The organism is Luteimonas sp. A537, assembly GCF_054052065.1.
Map to the genome: position 1 here is coordinate 164,693 of NZ_JBSVRH010000001.1, position 17,939 is coordinate 182,631.

The following is a 17,939-nucleotide window of genomic DNA, read 5'->3' on the forward strand; positions in this document are numbered from 1 at the left end:
TCCCGACCATCGTCAGAAGCGGGCACGGATGCCGAATGCCGCCCGGCGTCCGCTGTGGATGTAGATCTGGCTGTGATGCCCCTTGTCACTCAAGCCGGTTTCGCCGTTCGAATACACGGTGTGCCGGTTCTGGTCGAAGAGGTTGTTCGCCGAGAAGTACGCCTCAAGGCCGATGAAGTTGTCCTTGGTCTTCGGGATGAAGGTGTAGCTGCCGGACAGGTTGACCTCCATGTAGTCGTCGAAGGGCTGCTTCTGATTCATCCGGACGCCATGGGCGTTGACGATGCTGCCCGTCAGCCCCCGGTCCTTCTCATCGCTCCAGACCGTGTTGAGGTTGAGGCGCCCCCGGCCATGCCTCCACGCCAGGCCAACGCTGGCCACCTGCGTGGCAACGCGCGGCAGGACGAAGTCCGAGTTGGTGTGCGTATACGAAGCACGCACGGTGAGCCCCTGCAGCATGCCGGGCAGGTAGTCCATCGCGTGATTGAACTCGAACTCATAGCCGTCGATCTCGATCGAGTCGTCGAGGTTGGTCTTGGTGACGACCAGGTCGACCGGATCATTGCCGATGTATCCGAAGTCCTCCGGGCTCAGGGTGACTTCATTGATCAGGCCGTCGATCTTGTTCCGGAAGTAGTTGACCGAAAGCAAGCCGACCGGCTCGAAGTACTTCACTGCGCGGATGGAGAAGTTGTCCGAGATCTCCGGACTGAGGTTCTGGTTTGGCGCATTGAGCACCACGCCGTCTTCGCTTTCGTAATCGATCGACCAGACGCCAGCCAGGTCGCCGACCTCGGGCCGCTGGATGGTCTTGCTGTACCCCGCGACCACGTCGAAGCTGTCGGTGACGCTGTACTTGATGGACGCGCTTGGAAAGAACTGGTCGTAGTCGCCCTTGCGCTCGACCTTCGGCCGGGTCAGGTACTGGTACTCCAGGCCGTCGATGGTCGTCGCGCGGCCGCTTCCCGGCGACACGTCGTAGCCGGCGGCGATGACTTCTTCGGGACTCAGCGGATCGAAATCGAAGCTGCTGGTCCCGGTCTTCTCCCAGCGCAGGCCCGCCTGGCCCGTGAGCTTGCCGGTGAACTCGGCCGTTCCCATGAAATAGAGCGAGCTGACGCTTTCCTCGATTTCACGGACGTTGGCGACGTATGCGTTGTACCACTTGTCCGGGGTGATCGCGTGCGTCCATTCGTCCGGGTTGTCCTTCATCATCTGGTAGATCTTGGTCAGGCTGTGGACGTACACGTGGCCACCGCCCAACGTGCTGATGTGCATGCCGGTGTCGCCCGCGGAGAACTGGTTGCCACTCTGCACGGCACGCAGGAACTCCGCATTGCTCAGTGGTCCGTTGTAAGTCCAGTGGAGGGCGTCGGAGTTGTTGTCGAACCCATAGTCGGCCCGGGTCGCCTTGAAGCCCGTCTTCCAGGTCACAGGCACATCGCCGATGTCCTGATAGAACGTGAAGTTCAAGGCGCCACCGCGATGGTCCAGCTCGGCGCTGCTGCCGGAGTTCGTCCGGACCGCCGGGCGGGTGGAGCCCTCCCAGTTCCCGAGGGCGAAACTGTCCGGGTCGGACCAGTCCGAGCCATCCAGTTGCTGGATGTCCCAGTCCTGGGTCATCCAGCTGTCGCGCGACGCCGAGAAGTTGCCGCGCGAAGTCACCGGGTTGAGCAGGTCCGCGACCTGGCCCATCTTGCCGGCGTCGTAGCGGCTGTTGGAGCGCGACGAGAACAGGTTGCCGTCGAGCTTGAAGTTCTCGCTGTTGAATTCAAAGCTCGGGATGAAGTTCCGGGTGTAGCCGACCTTGTAGTTGTAGGTGTGGTTGACGTTCAGGGTGTTCGCGGTCGGCGCGGCCAGGGTGGTGAAGTCCAGCGATGGATCGCCGATGACGCCGCGCGAGCGCGCATGCGTGGTGAGCGCGGGATTGATGATGTTCGGTTCGATGTCGCCACGACTGACCGAGCCCATGAACGACAGGATCAACTGGTCGGTGGCCTTGAAATCCAGGCCCACCTGCGCCACGCGGCGGTTGTACTCGCGGCCATAGTTGTTCGCGGAGATCGATGGGACCGCATATGCATGTGGACTGGCCGCAGTCGGCACGTAGTTGCGGCCGGCCGTGACCTGTTCCTGCTCGACCAGGTTGGTCGTGCTGCTGATCCCGGCCGCCACGCCCAGCCGCCCGTCGAGGAACACGTCGGAGAAGCCGAGTTCGCTGACGGGGAGGAACTTCTTGTCATAGCCACCCTCGATCGGGCCGCTGTCATAGCTGTCCCAGAGGTTGGAATGCGTGGTGAGGCCGAGCTTCAACGTGATGTTGCGGCCCTTGCGGTCGAAGGCCTTCCTGGTGCGGATGTCGATGGTTCCGGCGGGCGCGTTGGCGTCCATGTCCGCGCTGGTGGTCTTGTAGATGTTGATCGAGTCGACGCCGGCCAGCGCGATCTGCTCGAAGCTGAAGGTCCGCGAGCTGGACGAGTTGGCGTCGATTCCGGAAAGCCTGACGCCATTCACGGTCACGCCGGTGTACTTGGCCGGCAGTCCGCGCAGGGAAATATTGCGGGGTGCATCGTCCGCGACGACGTCGAAGTCCACACCAGGCATGTACTTCAGGAACTCGCCGACGTTTCCGTCGCCGATCTCGCCGAAGCTGTCCGCCGACAGGGTGTTGGTGATGTTCATCGAAGCGCGCTGCTCCATGATCGCCCTGGCATCGCCTTCGCGGGCTCCCACCACCTGCACTGTATCCAGCTGTGTTGCGTCCTGCGCGGTGCTGATACTGCTGAACATCTCGAACACGGGTTCGCTGGTTTCGCCGGCGCGAACCTCGACTTGCTGCTCATCGGGGCTGAAGCCGGTGAACTCGACGGAGATCACATGGCCGCCCGTGGGGACATCCGTGATGCGGAACTCGCCCCGGTCGCCGGAGGTGGTCACCTGACGCCCGTCCAGTCTGATGCGCGCATTGCGCAGGTACTCGCCAGTGGCCGGGTCGAGCACGCGGCCGAGGACGGTGCCGGTGCCGACCGACTCGTTGCCAGGTGACTGCTCCTGGGCGGCGACCCGTTCATTGGCCAACGCACCCGGCGAAATGCACAGGGCCACCATCACGGCGCTGTACAGCGCCGTATTCTTGATCACGGACATGGACGACTATCTCTTCAGGCTGGGGAGGGCGCGGCGTTCCTGGAGACCGGAATCAGGCGCGTCGCGCGCCAACCGCGTTCCGCATCCAGCGCGTGGATGCGGAACCGAGATTGTCGTTGCGGAATGTGACAGGCGACTTACGCCACGCTGAGACGCAGCCACGAAAAGCGGCGTGGCGGATACGATCCATGTCGGCGATCCGCCCCTACTGCAGCCACGGCGCGAGCAGGCGCAGCCGCCGCGGCCGGCTCGCCAGCAGGAAGGCGTTCGCCACCGCGGCCGCGGCCAGCAGCATCAGCCAGACCAGCACCGCCATGCTGGCGTGGTCGCAGCCGAGGCAGCAGGCCAGCGCCAGCGCGATGGCAACGCAGCCCGCCACGCGCAGCCGCTTTAGTTGCGCCGGCGCGGGCACTTCGCCCCAGGCCTGCAGCGCGTGCGGCGGCATGGCCAGCGCCAGCCAGCCCATGCCGGCGAAGGCGCACGCCGCCGCGGCCAGCAGCCAGAAAGCCGCGGCGGGGTCATGCATGGCGCGCTTCCGCGGCCGGCCTCGGCGGGCTGCGCGCCGGCACGCTCGCGCGGTGGCCCAGCCGGCGCGCCGCGAGACCGGCGACCGCGGCCACGCCCAGCAGCGCCAGGTCCACGCCGGCAACGGGCCAATAGCCTTCGGACAGTGTGCGCAGCAGGTGGTCCCCGGTCGTCGCCCAGTTGAGCAGCGGCGCGACGGTGGCGAATGCGGCGATCGCCCACGCCTGCTCGCGCCACGCCGGATTGGGCAGGCCGCGCGCCACCGGCGCGCTCCGCCACGCGGCATGCAGCAGCGCCAGCACCCAGGTGGCCCAGAACGCACGCTGCTCCCAGTCGCCGCGTGCCGGCAGGTCCCAGGGCAGCACGCGATTGGCGATGAGGATGCCGAGCGCGGCCAGCACCATGCCCGTCACCGAGGCCACCGCCAGTGCATCGACCACGCGCGCGCCCTGCAGGCCGCGGGCGGCGTGCTGGCGCTTGCGCTTCTCGACGAAGAACACGAAGCCGGTGGCGATGCAGACCGCCCCGGCCAGGCCGCCGAAGACGTACAGCCAGCGCAGCAGCCAGTGGCGGAAATGCTGCAGGTGCAGGCCGGTGAGGAACTCGGCCATGCGCCCGACCGCGGTCGGCGGTGGGTCCTCGCGGATCAGTTCGCCGCTCGATGCCTTGAAGTGGATGCCGTCGCCCACCAGCGCGATGCGGTCGGTGCCGGCGCGGTACACGCTCACATAGCCATTGGCGTCGCCGGGATGCATCAGCACCAGGAAGCCGACGTCGCCGGCCTTGCCGGCCTGCTCCCAGCGCGCGCGGGCGTCGGCCACCATCGCATCGACGTTGGCCAGGCCCGCCGGCACGCCGGCGCGCGTGTGCGGCAGCCCGGTCTGCTGCGCCTCCAGCGCCGCGGCACGATCGTGCAGCGCGTGCAGCTGGGTGTGGCCAAGCGGGAAGTAGTACGTCGCCGCGAAGATCAGCAGGCCCGTGAGCGCGAAGAAGAAGTGGAACGGCAGCGCGACCACGCCGGTCAGGTTGTGCAGGTCGAGCACGCTGCGCAGCCGCTGCTTGCCCGGGCGGAAGGTGAAGAACTCGCGGAACAGCTTGCGATGCATCACCACGCCGCTGGCCAGCGCCGCCAGCATCACCAGCGCCGAGAAGCCGACGATCCAGACGCCGAGGTTCTTCCAGTCCAGCGTCAGGCCGTAGTGCATCGGATAGAAGAAGCCGCTGCCGATCTTGAGCTGGTCGTCCGGCAGCACGTGGCCGTCGCGGGGGTCGACGGTGGCCTCGGCGTAGATCTGCCCGCCATCGTGCTTCGCGTTCGGCAGCTCCCAACCCGCGAACAGCGCCACCACCGGATCGCGGTGGGTGGTGTAGGCGCTCCAGTAGGCGACGGTGTCGAAGCGCTCCGGCATGGGCCCGTCGACCTGCGGTCGCATCGCATCGATGGCCTGCGCCGTCGGCTGCATGCGCTCGAAGGCCGGGCGCAGCACCTGCTCGTACGAAGGCATGGGCTGCGGCTCGATGCGCGTGGCCGGGATCGCCCAGCGGTCGAACTCGCGGTCGAACACCGACAGCGCGCCGAAGAAGAACGCGGCCATCAGCACGAAGCCGAGCACCAGGCCGAACCAGGTATGGAGCCAGGCCATCGCCTGGCGGAACGTTGCGAACATCGGCTGCGTCCTCCTCAGGTCAGCGCGGCCTGCACCGCGGATCCCGTGCCGGCCAGCACCGCGCCGCCGATCGCCAGCACCGCCCACACCGGCCACAGCCGCCGCGCCGCGACCGCCCACAGCAGCGCGCACAGGAAGGCCAGCACGCCGAGCAGGCTCGACAGGAATTCGGCGTCGTGGAAACCCATGCCGGCGGCGACCATCAGGCCGGTGGCCGCGGCCACCACGCCCCAGGCGAAGCCGTAGCCACCGAGCACCGCGGCGGCGATGCGCGACAGCACGCTCGTGGTGGACTGCATGGCAACCATCAGAACCGCCAGTCGAGGCTGACCGTGTAGTTGGCCGGCGCGCCGTAGTACCCGCTGTAGCGCAGGGTGTTGATGTACTTCTCGTCGGTGACGTTGTTGGCGTTGAGCCGCAGCGTGGCGTCGGGCGCGATGTCCCAGGCCACGAACGCGTTCACCACCGCATAGCTGTCCTGCCGTACCCGGTAGCCGCTGGCCTCGGTGTTGAAGATGCCGCCCTGCCAGCGTCCGCCCAGGCCCCAGGACAGCGTCGGCAGCGTCGCGAAGCGCCCGCTCAGCAGCAGGTTGGCCGCGCGGCGCGGCACCCAGGGATAGGTGTCGCCGCCGTTGAGCCCGTCGAGCCGCAGCGCCGTGTAGCCGGCCACCACTTGGAGGTTTTCGGTGAGCCGGCCGACCGCCTCCAGTTCCACGCCCTTCGAACGCACGTCCACCGGCGCGTAGATCGCCATGCCGAATTCGTTGTACTGGCCGGTCGGCGTGGCCAGGCCTTCCTGGTCGGCCTTGAACACCGCGACCGTGGTCAGCAGGCGCCCGTCGAGCCAGTCGGCCTTGAGACCGGCCTCGTAATTCACGCCCTGGCTGGCGTCGAGGTAGCGGTTGTCGGCGTCGACCTGGTCCTGCGGCTGATGGATGTCGGAGTAGCTGACATAACCCAGCACGGTGTCGCTGAAGTCGAAGGTCAGGCCGCCGTAGGGACTGGTGTGGCGCGTGGCCTGATCGAAGGCCAGGTCGTAGGAGTGGCCGCTGCGGCGGTAGCGCGCGTGGTTGGCGCCGACGATGGCCTTGAAGCGCTCGGTGAGCGCGATGCGCGTGGCGGCGAAGGCGCGCGTCAGCGCCTGGTCCAGTTCGGAATAGAGCGCAGGGTCGCTCCAGGCCGGCTCCGGGATCGCATCGGTCGGATACGGGAACGGCGGCAGCGGGCCCCATGCCGGCGACGAAGCGACCGCCGTGCGCTCGCGGTTGTCGGTGGTGCTGCGCGCGCGGCTCAGACCGACCATCGCCTCGTGCTCGCGGCCGAACATGCGGTACGTGCCGTTGAGCGTGGCGGTGCCGAGGTGCGCCGTGGCCTCGTCGTCGCCGGCCCAGGGGTAGCCCGCCAGGCCGAGGCCGGTCTCCGGATCGAGCCCCGTGCCCGGCCCGTCGAAGGCGTAGAACATGCGGTCGTCGCCGGTGTTGCGGCGCCAGTTGTACGACAGCCTGAGCTCCCAGTCGCCAGCCACGTCGTGCGTGTATTCGGCGAAGGCCGCGTGCGCGGTGGTATCCCAGTACGTCCAGTCCTGCGTGGTGCTGGCGCCGCGCGGCCACGCCCGCTGCGTGCCGTCGCTGTTGGTGAAGGGCAGCGCGCCCCACATGATGCCGTCGGACTCCGCGCGCTGGTACGAATAGCCGAAGGCCAGCGTACCCTTCTCGCCGACCTGGCCATCGACCACGCCGTAGAAAAAATCACGCGCGTTCTCGTTCGCCTGGAGCCAGGAATCGCCGTGCTCGTGAGCCGCGACCACGCGCCCGGCCCAGGTGCCGTCGGCGGTGAACGGCGTCGAGTAGTCGACCTCCGCGCGCAGCGTGTTCCACGAACCGTACGACAGCCCCACCCTGCCCTCGCGCTCGTTGGTGGGGCGCTTGCGCACGTAGTTGATCGTGCCCGCCGCGTTGCCCACGCCGGTCAGCAGCCCGTTGGCGCCGCGGATCACCTCCACCTTCTCGTAGCCGGCGGCATCGACCGCGCCGGTGGTCACGCCCCAGCCGTTGGGCAGCCCTACGCCATCGACCTGCGTGTTGAGGATGTCGAAGCCGCGCGCGCTGTAGCTGGTGCGGTTGGTCTCCCACTCGTCCACGCGCACGCCGGTGGCCAGGCGCAGCGCCTCGTTGACGCTGTCGGCGCCGAACTGGCGCATCTGTTCGGCAGTGACCACGCTGATGGACTGCGGGGTCTCGCGGATCGAGAGGTCGAGGTTGGTGGCGCCGTTGCTGACCCGGCTGGCGCGCTGGCCGACGACGCGGATGGTGTCGAGGTCGGTGGCGGCGAGGGTGCCGGTCGTGGTGGCGGCGGTGGCGCCGTGCGGAGATTCGGCTTCGGCGGACTGGCCCGCGGCCAGGCCGGGGGCCGCGGCGAGCATGAGCGGCAGCGCCAGCGCGATGGCGCTGCGGAGCGGGCTGGCGCGGAACGCGGGATCGGCGAAGCGGTCGCGGGCTGGCCGCAGGGGGATCGGACGGATGGAGGGCATTGAGGGTCGCTGGTTGTCGGACGTAGGGGACGAGCCCTGTGTCCGCTGGCGACCTCGGCTGGCGGGACGATCGGGTTGTACTTCGCGGCCGGCCGGAGCCCGACACCGTCGTCGCACATTAAATGCGAACGATTCCCATTTTGCAAATGCTGGAAGCGAGGCGATCTTCGGCCGGACTGCAGGACTCAACCCGCTGACGGTGATCGGCCGCCCGCCCGGCGCACCAGGTCCAGGTGCGTCAGATACAGCCGCGTGTCGAACTCCAACTGGTGGTAATCCGGCTCCATGTGCGTACACAGCCGGTAAAACGCCTTGTCGTGCTCGGCTTCCTTCATGTGTGCCAGCTCGTGCACGGTGATCATCTTGAGGAACTCGGCGGGCGCGTCGCGGAACACGCTGGCAATGCGGATCTCGCGGCTCGCCTTGAGCTTCCCACCCTGCACGCGCGAGATGGTGGTGTGGGTGCCGAGCGCGTGCTTCACCACCTGCAGCTTGCCGTCGTAGATCACCTTCCCCAGCGGCGCGGACTTGCGCAGGTGGCGGTCCTTCAGGTCCTGGACGTAGCCGTACAGCTGGCTGTCGTTGCGCACCGCGTGGCCTTCGCCGTACTTCGCGGCCAGCAGCGCGCCCAGCCGGTCCTGCTCGATCAGCGCGCGCACCTTCGCCTGCACCTCCAGCGGATAACCGCCGAGGTACTTCAGCGCGTCCATCAGAAAAAACCCCGCAGCAGCGGGGTTCCTTCATATGCAGAAAGCCGCTCGCTCAAGCAAACGGATCCTGCAGCACCATCGTGTGCTTCCGGTCCGGTCCGGTGCTCACGATCGACAGCGGGCAGCCGGCCAACTCCTCCAGCGCACGCAGGTAGGCGCGCGCCGCCGGCGGCAGCTTGTCCCACTCGGTGATGCCGTGGGTGTCCTCGGTCCAGCCCGGGAACTCCAGGTACACCGGCTCGCATTCCGCCCAGCCCTGGGCGTCCAGCGGCGCGTACTCGGTTTCCTTGCCGCGATAGCGGTAGGCGATGCACATCTTCAGCTTGTCCAGGCCGTCCAGCACGTCGAGCTTGGTGATGCACAGGCCGCTGATGCCGTTGATCGCCACCGCGCGCTTCAGCGCGACGATGTCGATCCAGCCGCAGCGGCGCGGGCGGCCGGTGGTGGCGCCGTATTCCTGGCCGCGGTCGCGCAGGCGCTGGCCGTCCTCGTCGTCAAGCTCGGTCGGGAACGGGCCGCCGCCCACGCGGGTGGCGTAGGCCTTGCAGATGCCCAGCACGTAGTCGATCGAGTCCGCACCCACGCCGGTGCCGGCCAGCGCGCCGCCAACGGTGGTGTTGGAGCTGGTGACGTAGGGATAGGTGCCGTGGTCGATGTCGAGCAGCGAGCCCTGCGCGCCTTCGTACAGCACCTTCTTCCCCTGCCTGCGCAGGTCGTGGAGGATGCCGGCGACGTCGGACTTCATCGGTTCGACGTACTCGCCGAAGGCCAGCGCTTCGTCGTAGGTCTGCTGGAAGTCCACCGCGTCCACGCCCAGGTACCGGGTGAGCACGAAGTTGTGGTAATCGAGCGCGGTGCGCAGCAGCTCTTCCAGCTGCTTCGGGTAGTGCAGGTCCGCCACGCGGATGCCGCGGCGCGCGACCTTGTCCTCGTAGGCCGGGCCGATGCCGCGGCCGGTGGTGCCGATGGCCTTGCCGCCGGCGGCCTTCTCGCGCGCCTGGTCGAGGGCGATGTGGTACGGCATGATCAGCGGCGTGGCCGGGCTGATCTTCAGCCGCGAGCGCACCTCGACGCCGGCTTCCTCAAGCTCGCCGATTTCCTTCATCAACGCCGCCGGCGACAGCACCACGCCGTTGCCGATCAGGCACAGCGCGTCATCGCGCAGCACGCCCGACGGGATCAGGTGCAGCACGGTCTTCTTGCCGCCGATCACCAGCGTGTGGCCGGCATTGTGGCCGCCCTGGAAGCGCACCACCGCGCCGATGTCCTGCGTCAGCAGGTCGACGATCTTGCCCTTGCCCTCGTCGCCCCACTGGGCGCCAAGCACCACCACCGACTGACCCATGACACTGCTCCTTGAACGGGAAAAAGCCGGAGGTCCGCGCTGTGCAGCGGGCCCTTCCGGCTTTTGTGGATTATCCCGGCTTTCGGCGCCGGGGGCCAGCCCGGAGTGCTGCCGTGGCGCGGTTCAGCCCTGGCGCAGCCACCACAGGGCCAGCAGGCCGGCGGCCAGCACGACGCCTCCGATCCTTCGCAGCTGCCCGTCCGGCGTGGCCAGCATCTGCGCCATGGCCCGCTTCCAGGCGCCCGGGGCGGCGAACAGCAGCAGCCCCTCCAACACGGCCACCAGGCACAGGGCGGCCCACAGGTCACTCATGCCGGGCACCCACGCGTCAGCGGTCGCTGCGCATGTACTGCAGGAAGGGGTCGTCGCGCTCCAGAACCATCACCGCTTCACCGGAGGAGAACGCGTGCCGGTAGGCGTCCAGGCTGCGCTGGAAGGCGAAGAACGAGGGGTCGCGGTTCGCAGCCAAGGCGTAGATGCTCGCCGCCTCGGCATCGCCCTCGCCTCGCAAAATCTGCGCGTCGCGCTCGGCCTCGGCCAGCAGCACGGTCTGCTCGCGGTCGGCCTCGGCGCGGACGATGCGCGCCTGCTCCTCGCCCTCGGCGCGCAGGGCGCTTGCCACCTGGCGGCGTTCGGCACGCATGCGATCGTAGACCTGGCCGATCACTTCGCTGTCGGTGGGCAGGTCGATCTGCTTGAAGCGGATGTCGACCACCTGCATGCCCAGCGTCTGCGCGCCTTCGTTGATGCCCGGCAGCTGGCGGTCGATCAGCTCGGCGCGATTGCCCGACACCAGCTGGGTCAGGGTCTGCGAGTTGATCTCGTTGCGCAGCGAGTCCTTGATGATCGGCGCCAGGCGGTCGGTCACCAGCTCTTCGTTGCCACCGGTGGCGCGGTAGAAGTCCGCCACGTCGACGATGAAGCCGATGGCGACGAAGTCGACGCTGACGTCCTTGCGCTCGGAGGTCAGCGAGCGCTCGGGCGGGAACTCGTTGGCGGTGAAGCGGCGATCGAACACGCGCGCGCTTTCCACCATCGGGATCTTGAAGTGCAGGCCGGGACCGAGATCGGTGCGCGCAACGCGGCCGAGGTTCAGCACCAGGCCGACCTGGCCTTCGCGGACGATGAACATCGAGCCGAGCAGGCCGAGGATCACGACCAGGACGATGGGAACGAGGAATTGCGGCTTCATCGGGTGGCTCCCTCGCGCGGCGGGCGCGGCAGGTTGGCGGGCGCCGCCGCGGGCCTCGGATCAAGCTCAGGCGCGGCGTTGACGGTCGGCGAGACCATGTCGGGGGTCAGCAACGGCTGCTGCGGCGTGCCGCCCTGCCCGTTCATGGGCACGTAGATCAGCTGTTGGCCGTCGCCGCCCACGACCTTGCGGTTGTCGGCCAGCACATCTTCGAGCGTCTCCAGCCACAGGCGCTTGCGGGTGACTTCCGGCGCCTTGGCGTACTCGTTGACCAGCAGGGTGAAGCGCTCGGCGTCACCGGTCGCGCGGGCGACCTCGGCGGTCTTGTAACCCTCGGCGGTGGTGCGCACGCGCTGCGCCTGGCCGCGTGCCTCGGGCACGATGCGGGCGGCGTAGGCGCGGGCCTCGTTCACCAGGCGCTCGTTCATCTGCTGGGCACTGTTGACCTCGTCGAAGGCCGGCTTGACGGCCTCCGGCGGGCGCGCGTCCTGCAGGCTGAGCTCGGTCACGATCAGGCCGGTGCGGTAGGTGTCGAGCGATGCCTGCAGCGACGTGGCGGCCGCGGCGGACAGCGGGCCACGCGCGTTGAGCGCGGAGTCCAGGTTGGCACGGCCCATCTGCTCGCGCACGGCGCTCTGCGCCACCTGTTCCAGCACGCGGTCGGCGTCGCGCGAACCGAACAGGTAGGTCTGCGGATCGCTGATGCGGTACTGCACGTTGAACGACACGGTGACGATGTTCTCGTCGCGGGTCAGCACCGGCAGCGCGTTGCTGAAGGTACGCACGCCGGTGGTGTTGAGCTTGGTGACGCTTTCGATCGGCCACGGCAGCTTGAAGTTGGGGCCCGGCTGCATGACGCGCGCGAACTTGCCGAAGCGCAGGACCACGCCGCGGTCCTGTTCGCCGACCAGAACGAAGCAGTTGAAGGCCAGCCACAGCACCAGCGCGATGCCGATCCAGCGCAGCGGGTTGCCGCCGCCGCTGCCGCCGAACATGCCGCGAAGCTGGTCGAGGATGCCGTCGAAGGGACCACGGCCGCGGCCACCGCCGCTGCTGCGGCGCGGCGGCCAGGGATTCTGGCGGCGACCGTTGTCGCCATCGCGGCCCGAACCGCGGTCGTCGTTGTTCTTGCCGGGGATGTTCCAGGCCATGCTGGCTCCAGTCTGGGGATCCCGCCACCGGGACCGGCAGCGAAGGGACATTCTACAAGGTGCGCGTGCGGCAAGTCGGCCGCGCGCGTGCTTTCGTCATCAGGCCGCGGGCAGCAGCGGCCGCAGGGGTTCGCCGCCGGCCTGCGCCGCCAGCCGCCGGGCGTCGCTCAGGGGAAGATCGATGTCGAGCGTCCAGCCGTGCTCGTCGTGTGCCTCGGCACGGATGGCGTCGATCTCGTGCAGGTGCGCGCGCAGGCGGCCGGCATCGGGCGGCAGGCGCACTTCGCCGTGCAGCCTGCGCAGGCCCAGGCGGCGGCCCAGCGCGGCGCGCAGCAGGTCCATGCCCTCGTGGTCGCGGGCGGAAATCCATACGCGCTCGCGGACCGCGGCTTCGTCGGCATGGTCGCCGGCGTGCGGCTGGTCGTGGCGCGCGGGCACGCCAAGCCGGTCGATCTTGTTGTAGACCAGCAGCTGCGGGATGTCGCCGGCACCGATCTCGGCCAGGACCGCGTCCACCTGGGCCACGCGCTCGTCGCGCAGCGGGTCGGAAGCGTCGATCAGATGCACCAGCAGATCGGCCTCGCGGGCCTCGCTCAGGGTCGAACGGAAGGCCGCCACCAGTTCATGCGGCAGGTCGCGGACGAAGCCCACGGTGTCGGCCAGCACCACGTGGCCGCCCGGCAGGGTGATCTTGCGCACCGTCGGGTCCAGGGTCGCGAACAGCTGGTCGGCGGCATAGGCGTCGGCGCCGGTCAGGGCGTTGAACAGCGTCGACTTGCCGGCGTTGGTGTAGCCGACCAGGGCCACGCGCGGCAGTTCGCTGCGCACGCGCGAGCGGCGCATCTGGGTGCGCTGGACGTCCACCTTGTCCAGGCGGGCCTGCAGCTGTTCGACGCGCTTCTGCAGCAGCCGGCGGTCGGTCTCGAGCTGGGTCTCGCCGGGTCCGCGCAGGCCGATGGAGCCGCCGCGCAGGCTGTCCAGGTGGCTCCAGCCGCGTACCAGGCGGGTGGCCATGTGGCGCAGTTGGGCGAGTTCGACCTGCAGCTTGCCTTCGTGGCTGCGCGCGCGCTGCGCGAAGATGTCGAGGATCAGCCCGGTACGGTCGACGACCCGCCGCTCCAGGAGTTTCTCGAGGTTGCGTTCCTGACCGGGGCTCAGCGGATGGTTTATCAGCACCAGGTCGGCGCCGGTGGCCTCGGCCGCGGCCTTGATCTCGTCGAGCTTGCCGCTGCCAAGCAGGGTCGCGGGATTGGGGCGCGCCATGCGCGCGGGCATGACGTGCACCACTTTGGCGCCGGCCGAGCGCGCCAGCTCGGCGAACTCCTCGAGCACGCCCTCGTCGGGCGGCCCTCCGGAGTGCGGCTGGACCAGGAGGGCGTTCTCGCCTCCGCGGGATCGCTCGAAGAGCTCAGTGGGCATTCGGTCGTCGGCTGGATGTCATGGTCCCAGACATGGGGCCTGATGCCGCCGACGCAAGCATCATTCGGCCTCGTCGGCGCCCGCGCCCGGCGCGTCATCCTCGTCGGCGGCCTGCACCACCCCGCCGCCCGGGCCCACGCGCACGTTGCGCGCCGGCACCACGGTGGAGATCGCGTGCTTGTAGACCATCTGGCTGACGGTATTGCGCAGCAGCACCACGAACTGATCGAACGATTCGATCGTTCCCTGCAATTTGATGCCGTTGACCAGATACACGGAGACCGGTACCCGCTCACGGCGCAGGGCGTTCAGGAAAGGATCCTGCAAGGACTGTCCCTTGGACATTCGGTGTTCCCCAGCTGATTTATTGTTGTTATGGAATGGTGCGGATGCCGCGTCGCCCAACCGCTCCCCGGGGGCGACGCGCCGATCTTATACGACCCGGGCCGCCGTGGCCGGCGCGTGGCGCGGTGGCGTGACGGCCGGCACGGCATTCAGCCGAGGAATCCATCGAGTGCGCGCCCCAGCGGGTCCGTGTCGGTGGCGGGATCGAACCAGCGGGCGTCGAGCTCGCCGCGCAGCCAGGTCATCTGCCGCTTGGCCAGCTGCCGGGTGGCGGCGATCGCGCGGTCACGGAACGCATCGGCAGCGGTCGCGCCCTCCAGGTGCTCCCACGCCTGTCGGTAGCCCACCGCGCGCAGCGCGGGCAGGTCCAGCGGCGCGGGATGTTCGCGCAGCTGCGGAAGCGCGCGCAGGGCGTCGACCTCGGCCAGGAAGCCGGCCCGGAGCATGGCATCGAAGCGTCCCGCGATGCGCCCGTGCAGCACCGCGCGATCGCGTGGCGCCAACACCAGCTTGAGCACCCGGTACGGCAGCCTCGGCGGCAACGGATCCGCGTTCCACTCGCTGATCCCGCGGCCGGTCAGGCGATGGATCTCCAGCGCGCGCTGGATCCGCTGCGCGTCGGTGGCGTGGATGCGCCGCGCGGCCACCGGGTCGACCTGCGCCAGCTCCGCGTGCAGCGCCGCCCAGCCGCGCTCGCCCGCCTCTTCGGCCAGTTGCGAACGCAGCGCGGCATCGGCCGAAGGCATCGCCGACAGCCCCTGCAGCAGGGCGCGGAAATACAGGCCCGTGCCGCCGGCCAGGATCGGCATCCGGCCGCGCGCGGCGATGGCGTCGATCGCGACGCGGGCGTCGGCGGCGAACCCGGCCGCCGAATACGGCCGCCACGGATCGCGGATATCGATCAGATGGTGCGGCACGCCGGCCTGCTCCAGCGGCGTGGGCTTGGCGGCGCCGATGTCCAGGCCGCGGTACACCAGGGCCGAATCGACGCTGACGATCTCCCCGCCCAGCCGCTGCGCGCAGTCGATGGCGAACGCGGTCTTGCCCGACGCGGTCGGGCCCATCAGGGCGATGACGGGCGGGCGGGTGTCGATCATGCGCGGATTATCCCGCACGACGCGGCGCGGGGCCGGGCCGCGTGGCCACGGCCGCGCCGGCCCGCCGGCTCAGTACCCGGTTTCGCGCAGCGAGGCGCGCACCTCGTCGTGGGTGTCGCGGATGTCCTGCGCGGGCTCGCGCCCGAGCAGGCTGACCGCGACGATCGCAAGCGTGGCCGCGGCGAAGCCGGGCACGATCTCGTACAGCTCGAAGCCCATCCGCACCACCGCGACCTGCTTCCAGGCGATCACAACGATCGCACCGGTCACCATGCCGGCCAGCGCGCCGTCGCGCGTCATCCGCCCCCAGAACAGCGACAGCACCAGCACCGGCCCGAACGCGGCGCCGAAGCCCGCCCAGGCGTACGACACCAGGCCCAGCACGCGGCTTTCCGGATCGCGCGCCAGCCACAGCGACACCAGCGCGACCAGCAGCACGCTCGCGCGCCCGATCCACACCAGCTCGCGCTGGCTGGCCTGCTTGCGCAGGAAGCCGCGGTAGAAATCCTCCGACAGCACGCTGGAGCACACCAGCAGCTGGCTCGACAGCGTGCTCATCACCGCGGCCAGGATGGCCGAGAGGATCACGCCGGCGATCCAGGGATTGAACAGCATCTCCACGGCGGTGATGAACACGCGCTCCGGATTGGCGTCCACCGGCGCGACCGCATCTGGATGGAGCGAAAAGAAGGCGATGCCGAAGAAGCCCACCATCAGCGAGCCGACCAGGCAAAGGATCATCCAGACCATGCCGATCTTCCGCGCCTTCGGGATCGACTGCACGCTTTCGGCGGCCATGAAGCGCGCCAGGATGTGCGGCTGCCCGAAATAGCCCAGGCCCCACGCAATCGCCGAGACGATCGCGATGGTCCCGCCCGCGCCGACCCACTCCAGGCGCGCGGGATCCACCTCGCGGATGAGCTCCATGCTGTCGTCCAGGCCGCCGTTGGCCATCAGCACCATCACCGGCGTGAGCACCAGCGCGAACAGCATCAGCGTGCCCTGCGCGACATCGGTCCAGCTGACGGCGAGGAAGCCGCCGACCAGGGTGTAGAGGATGGTCACCGCCGCGCCCCACCAGATCGCCTGGGCGTACGGCAGGCCGAACACGCTCTCGAACAGCCGCGCCCCGGCGACCACGCCCGAGGCGCAGTACACCGCGAAGAACACCAGGATGATCAGCGCCGCCAGCACCCGCAGCGAGCGGTTGCGGTCGTTGAAGCGGTTGGTGAGGTAGTCGGGCAGGGTCAGCGCATTGCCGGTGCGTTCGGTGTACACGCGCAGCGGCCCGGCGACGTAGCGCCAGTTGAACCAGGCGCCCAGGGTCAGGCCGATCGCGATCCAGGCCTCGGCCAGGCCGCTGGCGTACAGCGCACCCGGCAGGCCCATCATCAGCCAGCCGCTCATGTCCGAGGCACCGGCCGACAGCGCGGTCACCGTGGGGCCGAGCTTACGGCCGCCAAGGATGTAGTCGTCGAAGTTCTTGGTCGAGCGCCAGGCGTAGAAACCGATCAGCACCATGCCGGCGAGATAGACAAGGAACGTGATGATGAGCGGCGTGCTGGTCTGGAGCATGGGCGCAGGACTCCCCGGTCGGTGCCACCGCCCGTCCGGCGCCAGCGGTGGCCCAGCCTAACGCAGGCATCCCGCGATGCACACCGCAGTGGCTGGTGCCATTGCCTGGCCGGACGCGTGGCGTCCGCGCCCGGGCGGCCCGGGCTCAGGCGTCGTCCGGCCAGGAGATCGCGGGCGCCGGCGTTGCGGCGCGCGGCGCCGGCACCGCATCCACCGCCGCCCATACCTTCAGCGCATCGACGGTGGCGGCGACGTCGTGCACGCGCAGCAGCATCGCGCCGCGCTGCGCGGCGATAAGGTGCGCGGCCACCGAACCATGCACCCGCGCCTTCGCATCCTCGCGCCCGGTGAGATCGCCGATGCTGCGCTTGCGCGACAGGCCGGCCAGAACGGGCACGCCAAGTTCGGTGAAGCGCTCGAATCGCGCCAGCAGACTGATGTTGTGGGCGGTGGTCTTGCCGAAGCCGAAGCCCGGATCCGCAATGAGCTGCCTGCGCGGGATGCCGGCCATTTCGGCGGCGAAGATGCGTTCGGCAAGGAAACGGTGGACCTCGCCGACCACGTCGTCGTACTCCGGTGACTCCTGCATCGAGCGCGGCTCGCCAAGCATGTGCATCAGCACTACCGGCACGCCAAGTCCGGCCGCGGCGTCGAGCGCGCCTTCGGCTCGCAGTGCGCGGATGTCGTTGATCATGCCCGCGCCGGCGGCCACCGCAGCGCGCATCACTTCCGGGCGCCACGTGTCGATGCTGACCGGCAGTGCGGTCTCCCGCAGCAGGCGCTCGATCACCGGAAGCACGCGGCGGATTTCCTCCTCGGAGCCGACGCTGTCCGAACCCGGGCGGGTGGATTCGCCGCCGACGTCGAGGATGTCCGCGCCCTCCTCCGCCAGCCGCAGGCCGTGGGCGATCGCGGCGTCGGCATCGAAATGGTCGCCACCGTCCGAGAAGGAGTCCGGGGTGACGTTGACGATGCCCATGACCCGCGGACGGTCGAGGCGCAGCGGGCGACCGGCGCAGTCGATGGTCGGGACTGTGTCGAACATGGCGCACTCCGGTGGGGAAAACCGGATTATCGCCCGGGGCGGTGGGTGGCTGTCGTGGGGATGGTTCGAAAGCTTTTTCGGACGCGGATGACGCAGATAGCGCGGATTCTCGTGGCCAAAAAAAGGCCGGGTTCGAAGCCCGGCCTTCCAGCGTTTTCGTGGTGGCGATCGCGGCTGCAGCCGCTCCCACA

Annotated in this window: 15 protein-coding genes; all 15 read right to left on the minus strand. The window is 69.0% G+C overall.

The features are described 5' to 3' along the window. Positions 1-12: 12 nt before the first annotated feature. Positions 13-3,147 carry a TonB-dependent receptor domain-containing protein gene (locus ACW7GZ_RS00745; protein ID WP_457001778.1) on the minus strand — a complete coding sequence of 1,045 codons (3,135 nt, stop codon included), beginning with the start codon at positions 3,145-3,147 and terminating at the stop codon, positions 13-15. Positions 3,148-3,352: 205 nt separating this feature from the next. Beyond that, positions 3,353-3,673 (minus strand): DUF3325 family protein, encoded by a 321-nt coding sequence (locus ACW7GZ_RS00750; RefSeq protein ID WP_457001776.1) that lies wholly within the window; start codon positions 3,671-3,673, stop codon positions 3,353-3,355. Then, positions 3,666-5,339: a PepSY-associated TM helix domain-containing protein gene (locus ACW7GZ_RS00755; protein WP_457007326.1), complete on the minus strand. Its 1,674-nt coding sequence runs from the start codon at positions 5,337-5,339 to the stop codon at positions 3,666-3,668. Before ACW7GZ_RS00755 ends, ACW7GZ_RS00750 begins: the two co-directional genes overlap by 8 nt. Before the next feature lie 14 nt (positions 5,340-5,353). After that, the gene (locus ACW7GZ_RS00760) at positions 5,354-5,638 is read right to left on the minus strand and encodes an iron uptake protein (protein ID WP_457001772.1); all 285 of its coding nucleotides are present in this window, start codon (positions 5,636-5,638) and stop codon (positions 5,354-5,356) included. An 8-nt stretch (positions 5,639-5,646) separates the two neighbouring features. After that, a complete protein-coding gene (locus tag ACW7GZ_RS00765) occupies positions 5,647-7,869 on the minus strand; it encodes a TonB-dependent siderophore receptor (protein ID WP_457007328.1) in 2,223 nt (740 codons plus the stop codon). Between the two features lie 185 nt (positions 7,870-8,054). After that, positions 8,055-8,579, minus strand: coding sequence for a YgjP-like metallopeptidase domain-containing protein (locus ACW7GZ_RS00770; protein WP_457007330.1), 525 nt, complete (start codon positions 8,577-8,579; stop codon positions 8,055-8,057). 52 nt (positions 8,580-8,631) lie between these two features. Further along, positions 8,632-9,924 carry an adenylosuccinate synthase gene (locus ACW7GZ_RS00775; RefSeq protein WP_457001748.1) on the minus strand — a complete coding sequence of 431 codons (1,293 nt, stop codon included), beginning with the start codon at positions 9,922-9,924 and terminating at the stop codon, positions 8,632-8,634. A gap of 123 nt (positions 9,925-10,047) precedes the next feature. Then, complete coding sequence (locus tag ACW7GZ_RS00780; RefSeq protein WP_457001746.1) at positions 10,048-10,236, minus strand: DUF2065 domain-containing protein; 189 nt, start codon at positions 10,234-10,236, stop codon at positions 10,048-10,050. 16 nt (positions 10,237-10,252) lie between these two features. After that, positions 10,253-11,116 carry a protease modulator HflC gene (hflC, locus tag ACW7GZ_RS00785; protein ID WP_457001744.1) on the minus strand — a complete coding sequence of 288 codons (864 nt, stop codon included), beginning with the start codon at positions 11,114-11,116 and terminating at the stop codon, positions 10,253-10,255. After that, positions 11,113-12,267: an FtsH protease activity modulator HflK gene (gene hflK, locus ACW7GZ_RS00790; protein WP_457007332.1), complete on the minus strand. Its 1,155-nt coding sequence runs from the start codon at positions 12,265-12,267 to the stop codon at positions 11,113-11,115. The genes hflC and hflK overlap by 4 nt, the downstream gene beginning before the upstream one ends. A 99-nt stretch (positions 12,268-12,366) precedes the next feature. Then, on the minus strand, positions 12,367-13,686 hold the full coding sequence (gene hflX / locus ACW7GZ_RS00795) for a ribosome rescue GTPase HflX (protein WP_457001740.1): 1,320 nt from the start codon (positions 13,684-13,686) through the stop codon (positions 12,367-12,369). Between the two features lie 60 nt (positions 13,687-13,746). Beyond that, a complete protein-coding gene (hfq, locus tag ACW7GZ_RS00800; RefSeq protein WP_457001738.1) occupies positions 13,747-14,031 on the minus strand; it encodes an RNA chaperone Hfq in 285 nt (94 codons plus the stop codon). 149 nt (positions 14,032-14,180) lie between these two features. After that, entirely contained in the window at positions 14,181-15,128 is a 948-nt protein-coding gene (miaA, locus tag ACW7GZ_RS00805) for a tRNA (adenosine(37)-N6)-dimethylallyltransferase MiaA (RefSeq protein ID WP_457007334.1), read from the minus strand. A gap of 69 nt (positions 15,129-15,197) precedes the next feature. Beyond that, positions 15,198-16,703 (minus strand): sodium/proline symporter PutP, encoded by a 1,506-nt coding sequence (gene putP / locus ACW7GZ_RS00810; protein WP_457001734.1) that lies wholly within the window; start codon positions 16,701-16,703, stop codon positions 15,198-15,200. Positions 16,704-16,848: 145 nt separating this feature from the next. Further along, positions 16,849-17,748, minus strand: a complete 900-nt coding sequence (gene folP, locus ACW7GZ_RS00815; protein WP_457007336.1) for a dihydropteroate synthase — start codon at positions 17,746-17,748, stop codon at positions 16,849-16,851. Positions 17,749-17,939: the final 191 nt, after the last annotated feature.

Bases quoted from the DNA above. Each gene is read 5' to 3' on its own strand.
- folP (WP_457007336.1), bottom strand. From the start codon at position 17,748: ATGTTCGACACAGTCCCGACCATCGACTGCGCCGGTCGCCCGCTGCGC.
- ACW7GZ_RS00750 (WP_457001776.1), bottom strand. From the start codon at position 3,673: ATGCATGACCCCGCCGCGGCTTTCTGGCTGCTGGCCGCGGCGGCGTGC.
- hflX (WP_457001740.1), bottom strand. From the start codon at position 13,686: ATGCCCACTGAGCTCTTCGAGCGATCCCGCGGAGGCGAGAACGCCCTC.
- hflK (WP_457007332.1), bottom strand. From the start codon at position 12,267: ATGGCCTGGAACATCCCCGGCAAGAACAACGACGACCGCGGTTCGGGC.
- ACW7GZ_RS00775 (WP_457001748.1), bottom strand. From the start codon at position 9,924: ATGGGTCAGTCGGTGGTGGTGCTTGGCGCCCAGTGGGGCGACGAGGGC.
- hflC (WP_457001744.1), bottom strand. From the start codon at position 11,116: ATGAAGCCGCAATTCCTCGTTCCCATCGTCCTGGTCGTGATCCTCGGC.
- ACW7GZ_RS00780 (WP_457001746.1), bottom strand. From the start codon at position 10,236: ATGAGTGACCTGTGGGCCGCCCTGTGCCTGGTGGCCGTGTTGGAGGGG.
- miaA (WP_457007334.1), bottom strand. From the start codon at position 15,128: ATGATCGACACCCGCCCGCCCGTCATCGCCCTGATGGGCCCGACCGCG.
- hfq (WP_457001738.1), bottom strand. From the start codon at position 14,031: ATGTCCAAGGGACAGTCCTTGCAGGATCCTTTCCTGAACGCCCTGCGC.
- putP (WP_457001734.1), bottom strand. From the start codon at position 16,703: ATGCTCCAGACCAGCACGCCGCTCATCATCACGTTCCTTGTCTATCTC.
- ACW7GZ_RS00745 (WP_457001778.1), bottom strand. From the start codon at position 3,147: ATGTCCGTGATCAAGAATACGGCGCTGTACAGCGCCGTGATGGTGGCC.
- ACW7GZ_RS00760 (WP_457001772.1), bottom strand. From the start codon at position 5,638: ATGCAGTCCACCACGAGCGTGCTGTCGCGCATCGCCGCCGCGGTGCTC.
- ACW7GZ_RS00765 (WP_457007328.1), bottom strand. From the start codon at position 7,869: ATGCCCTCCATCCGTCCGATCCCCCTGCGGCCAGCCCGCGACCGCTTC.
- ACW7GZ_RS00770 (WP_457007330.1), bottom strand. From the start codon at position 8,579: ATGGACGCGCTGAAGTACCTCGGCGGTTATCCGCTGGAGGTGCAGGCG.
- ACW7GZ_RS00755 (WP_457007326.1), bottom strand. From the start codon at position 5,339: ATGTTCGCAACGTTCCGCCAGGCGATGGCCTGGCTCCATACCTGGTTC.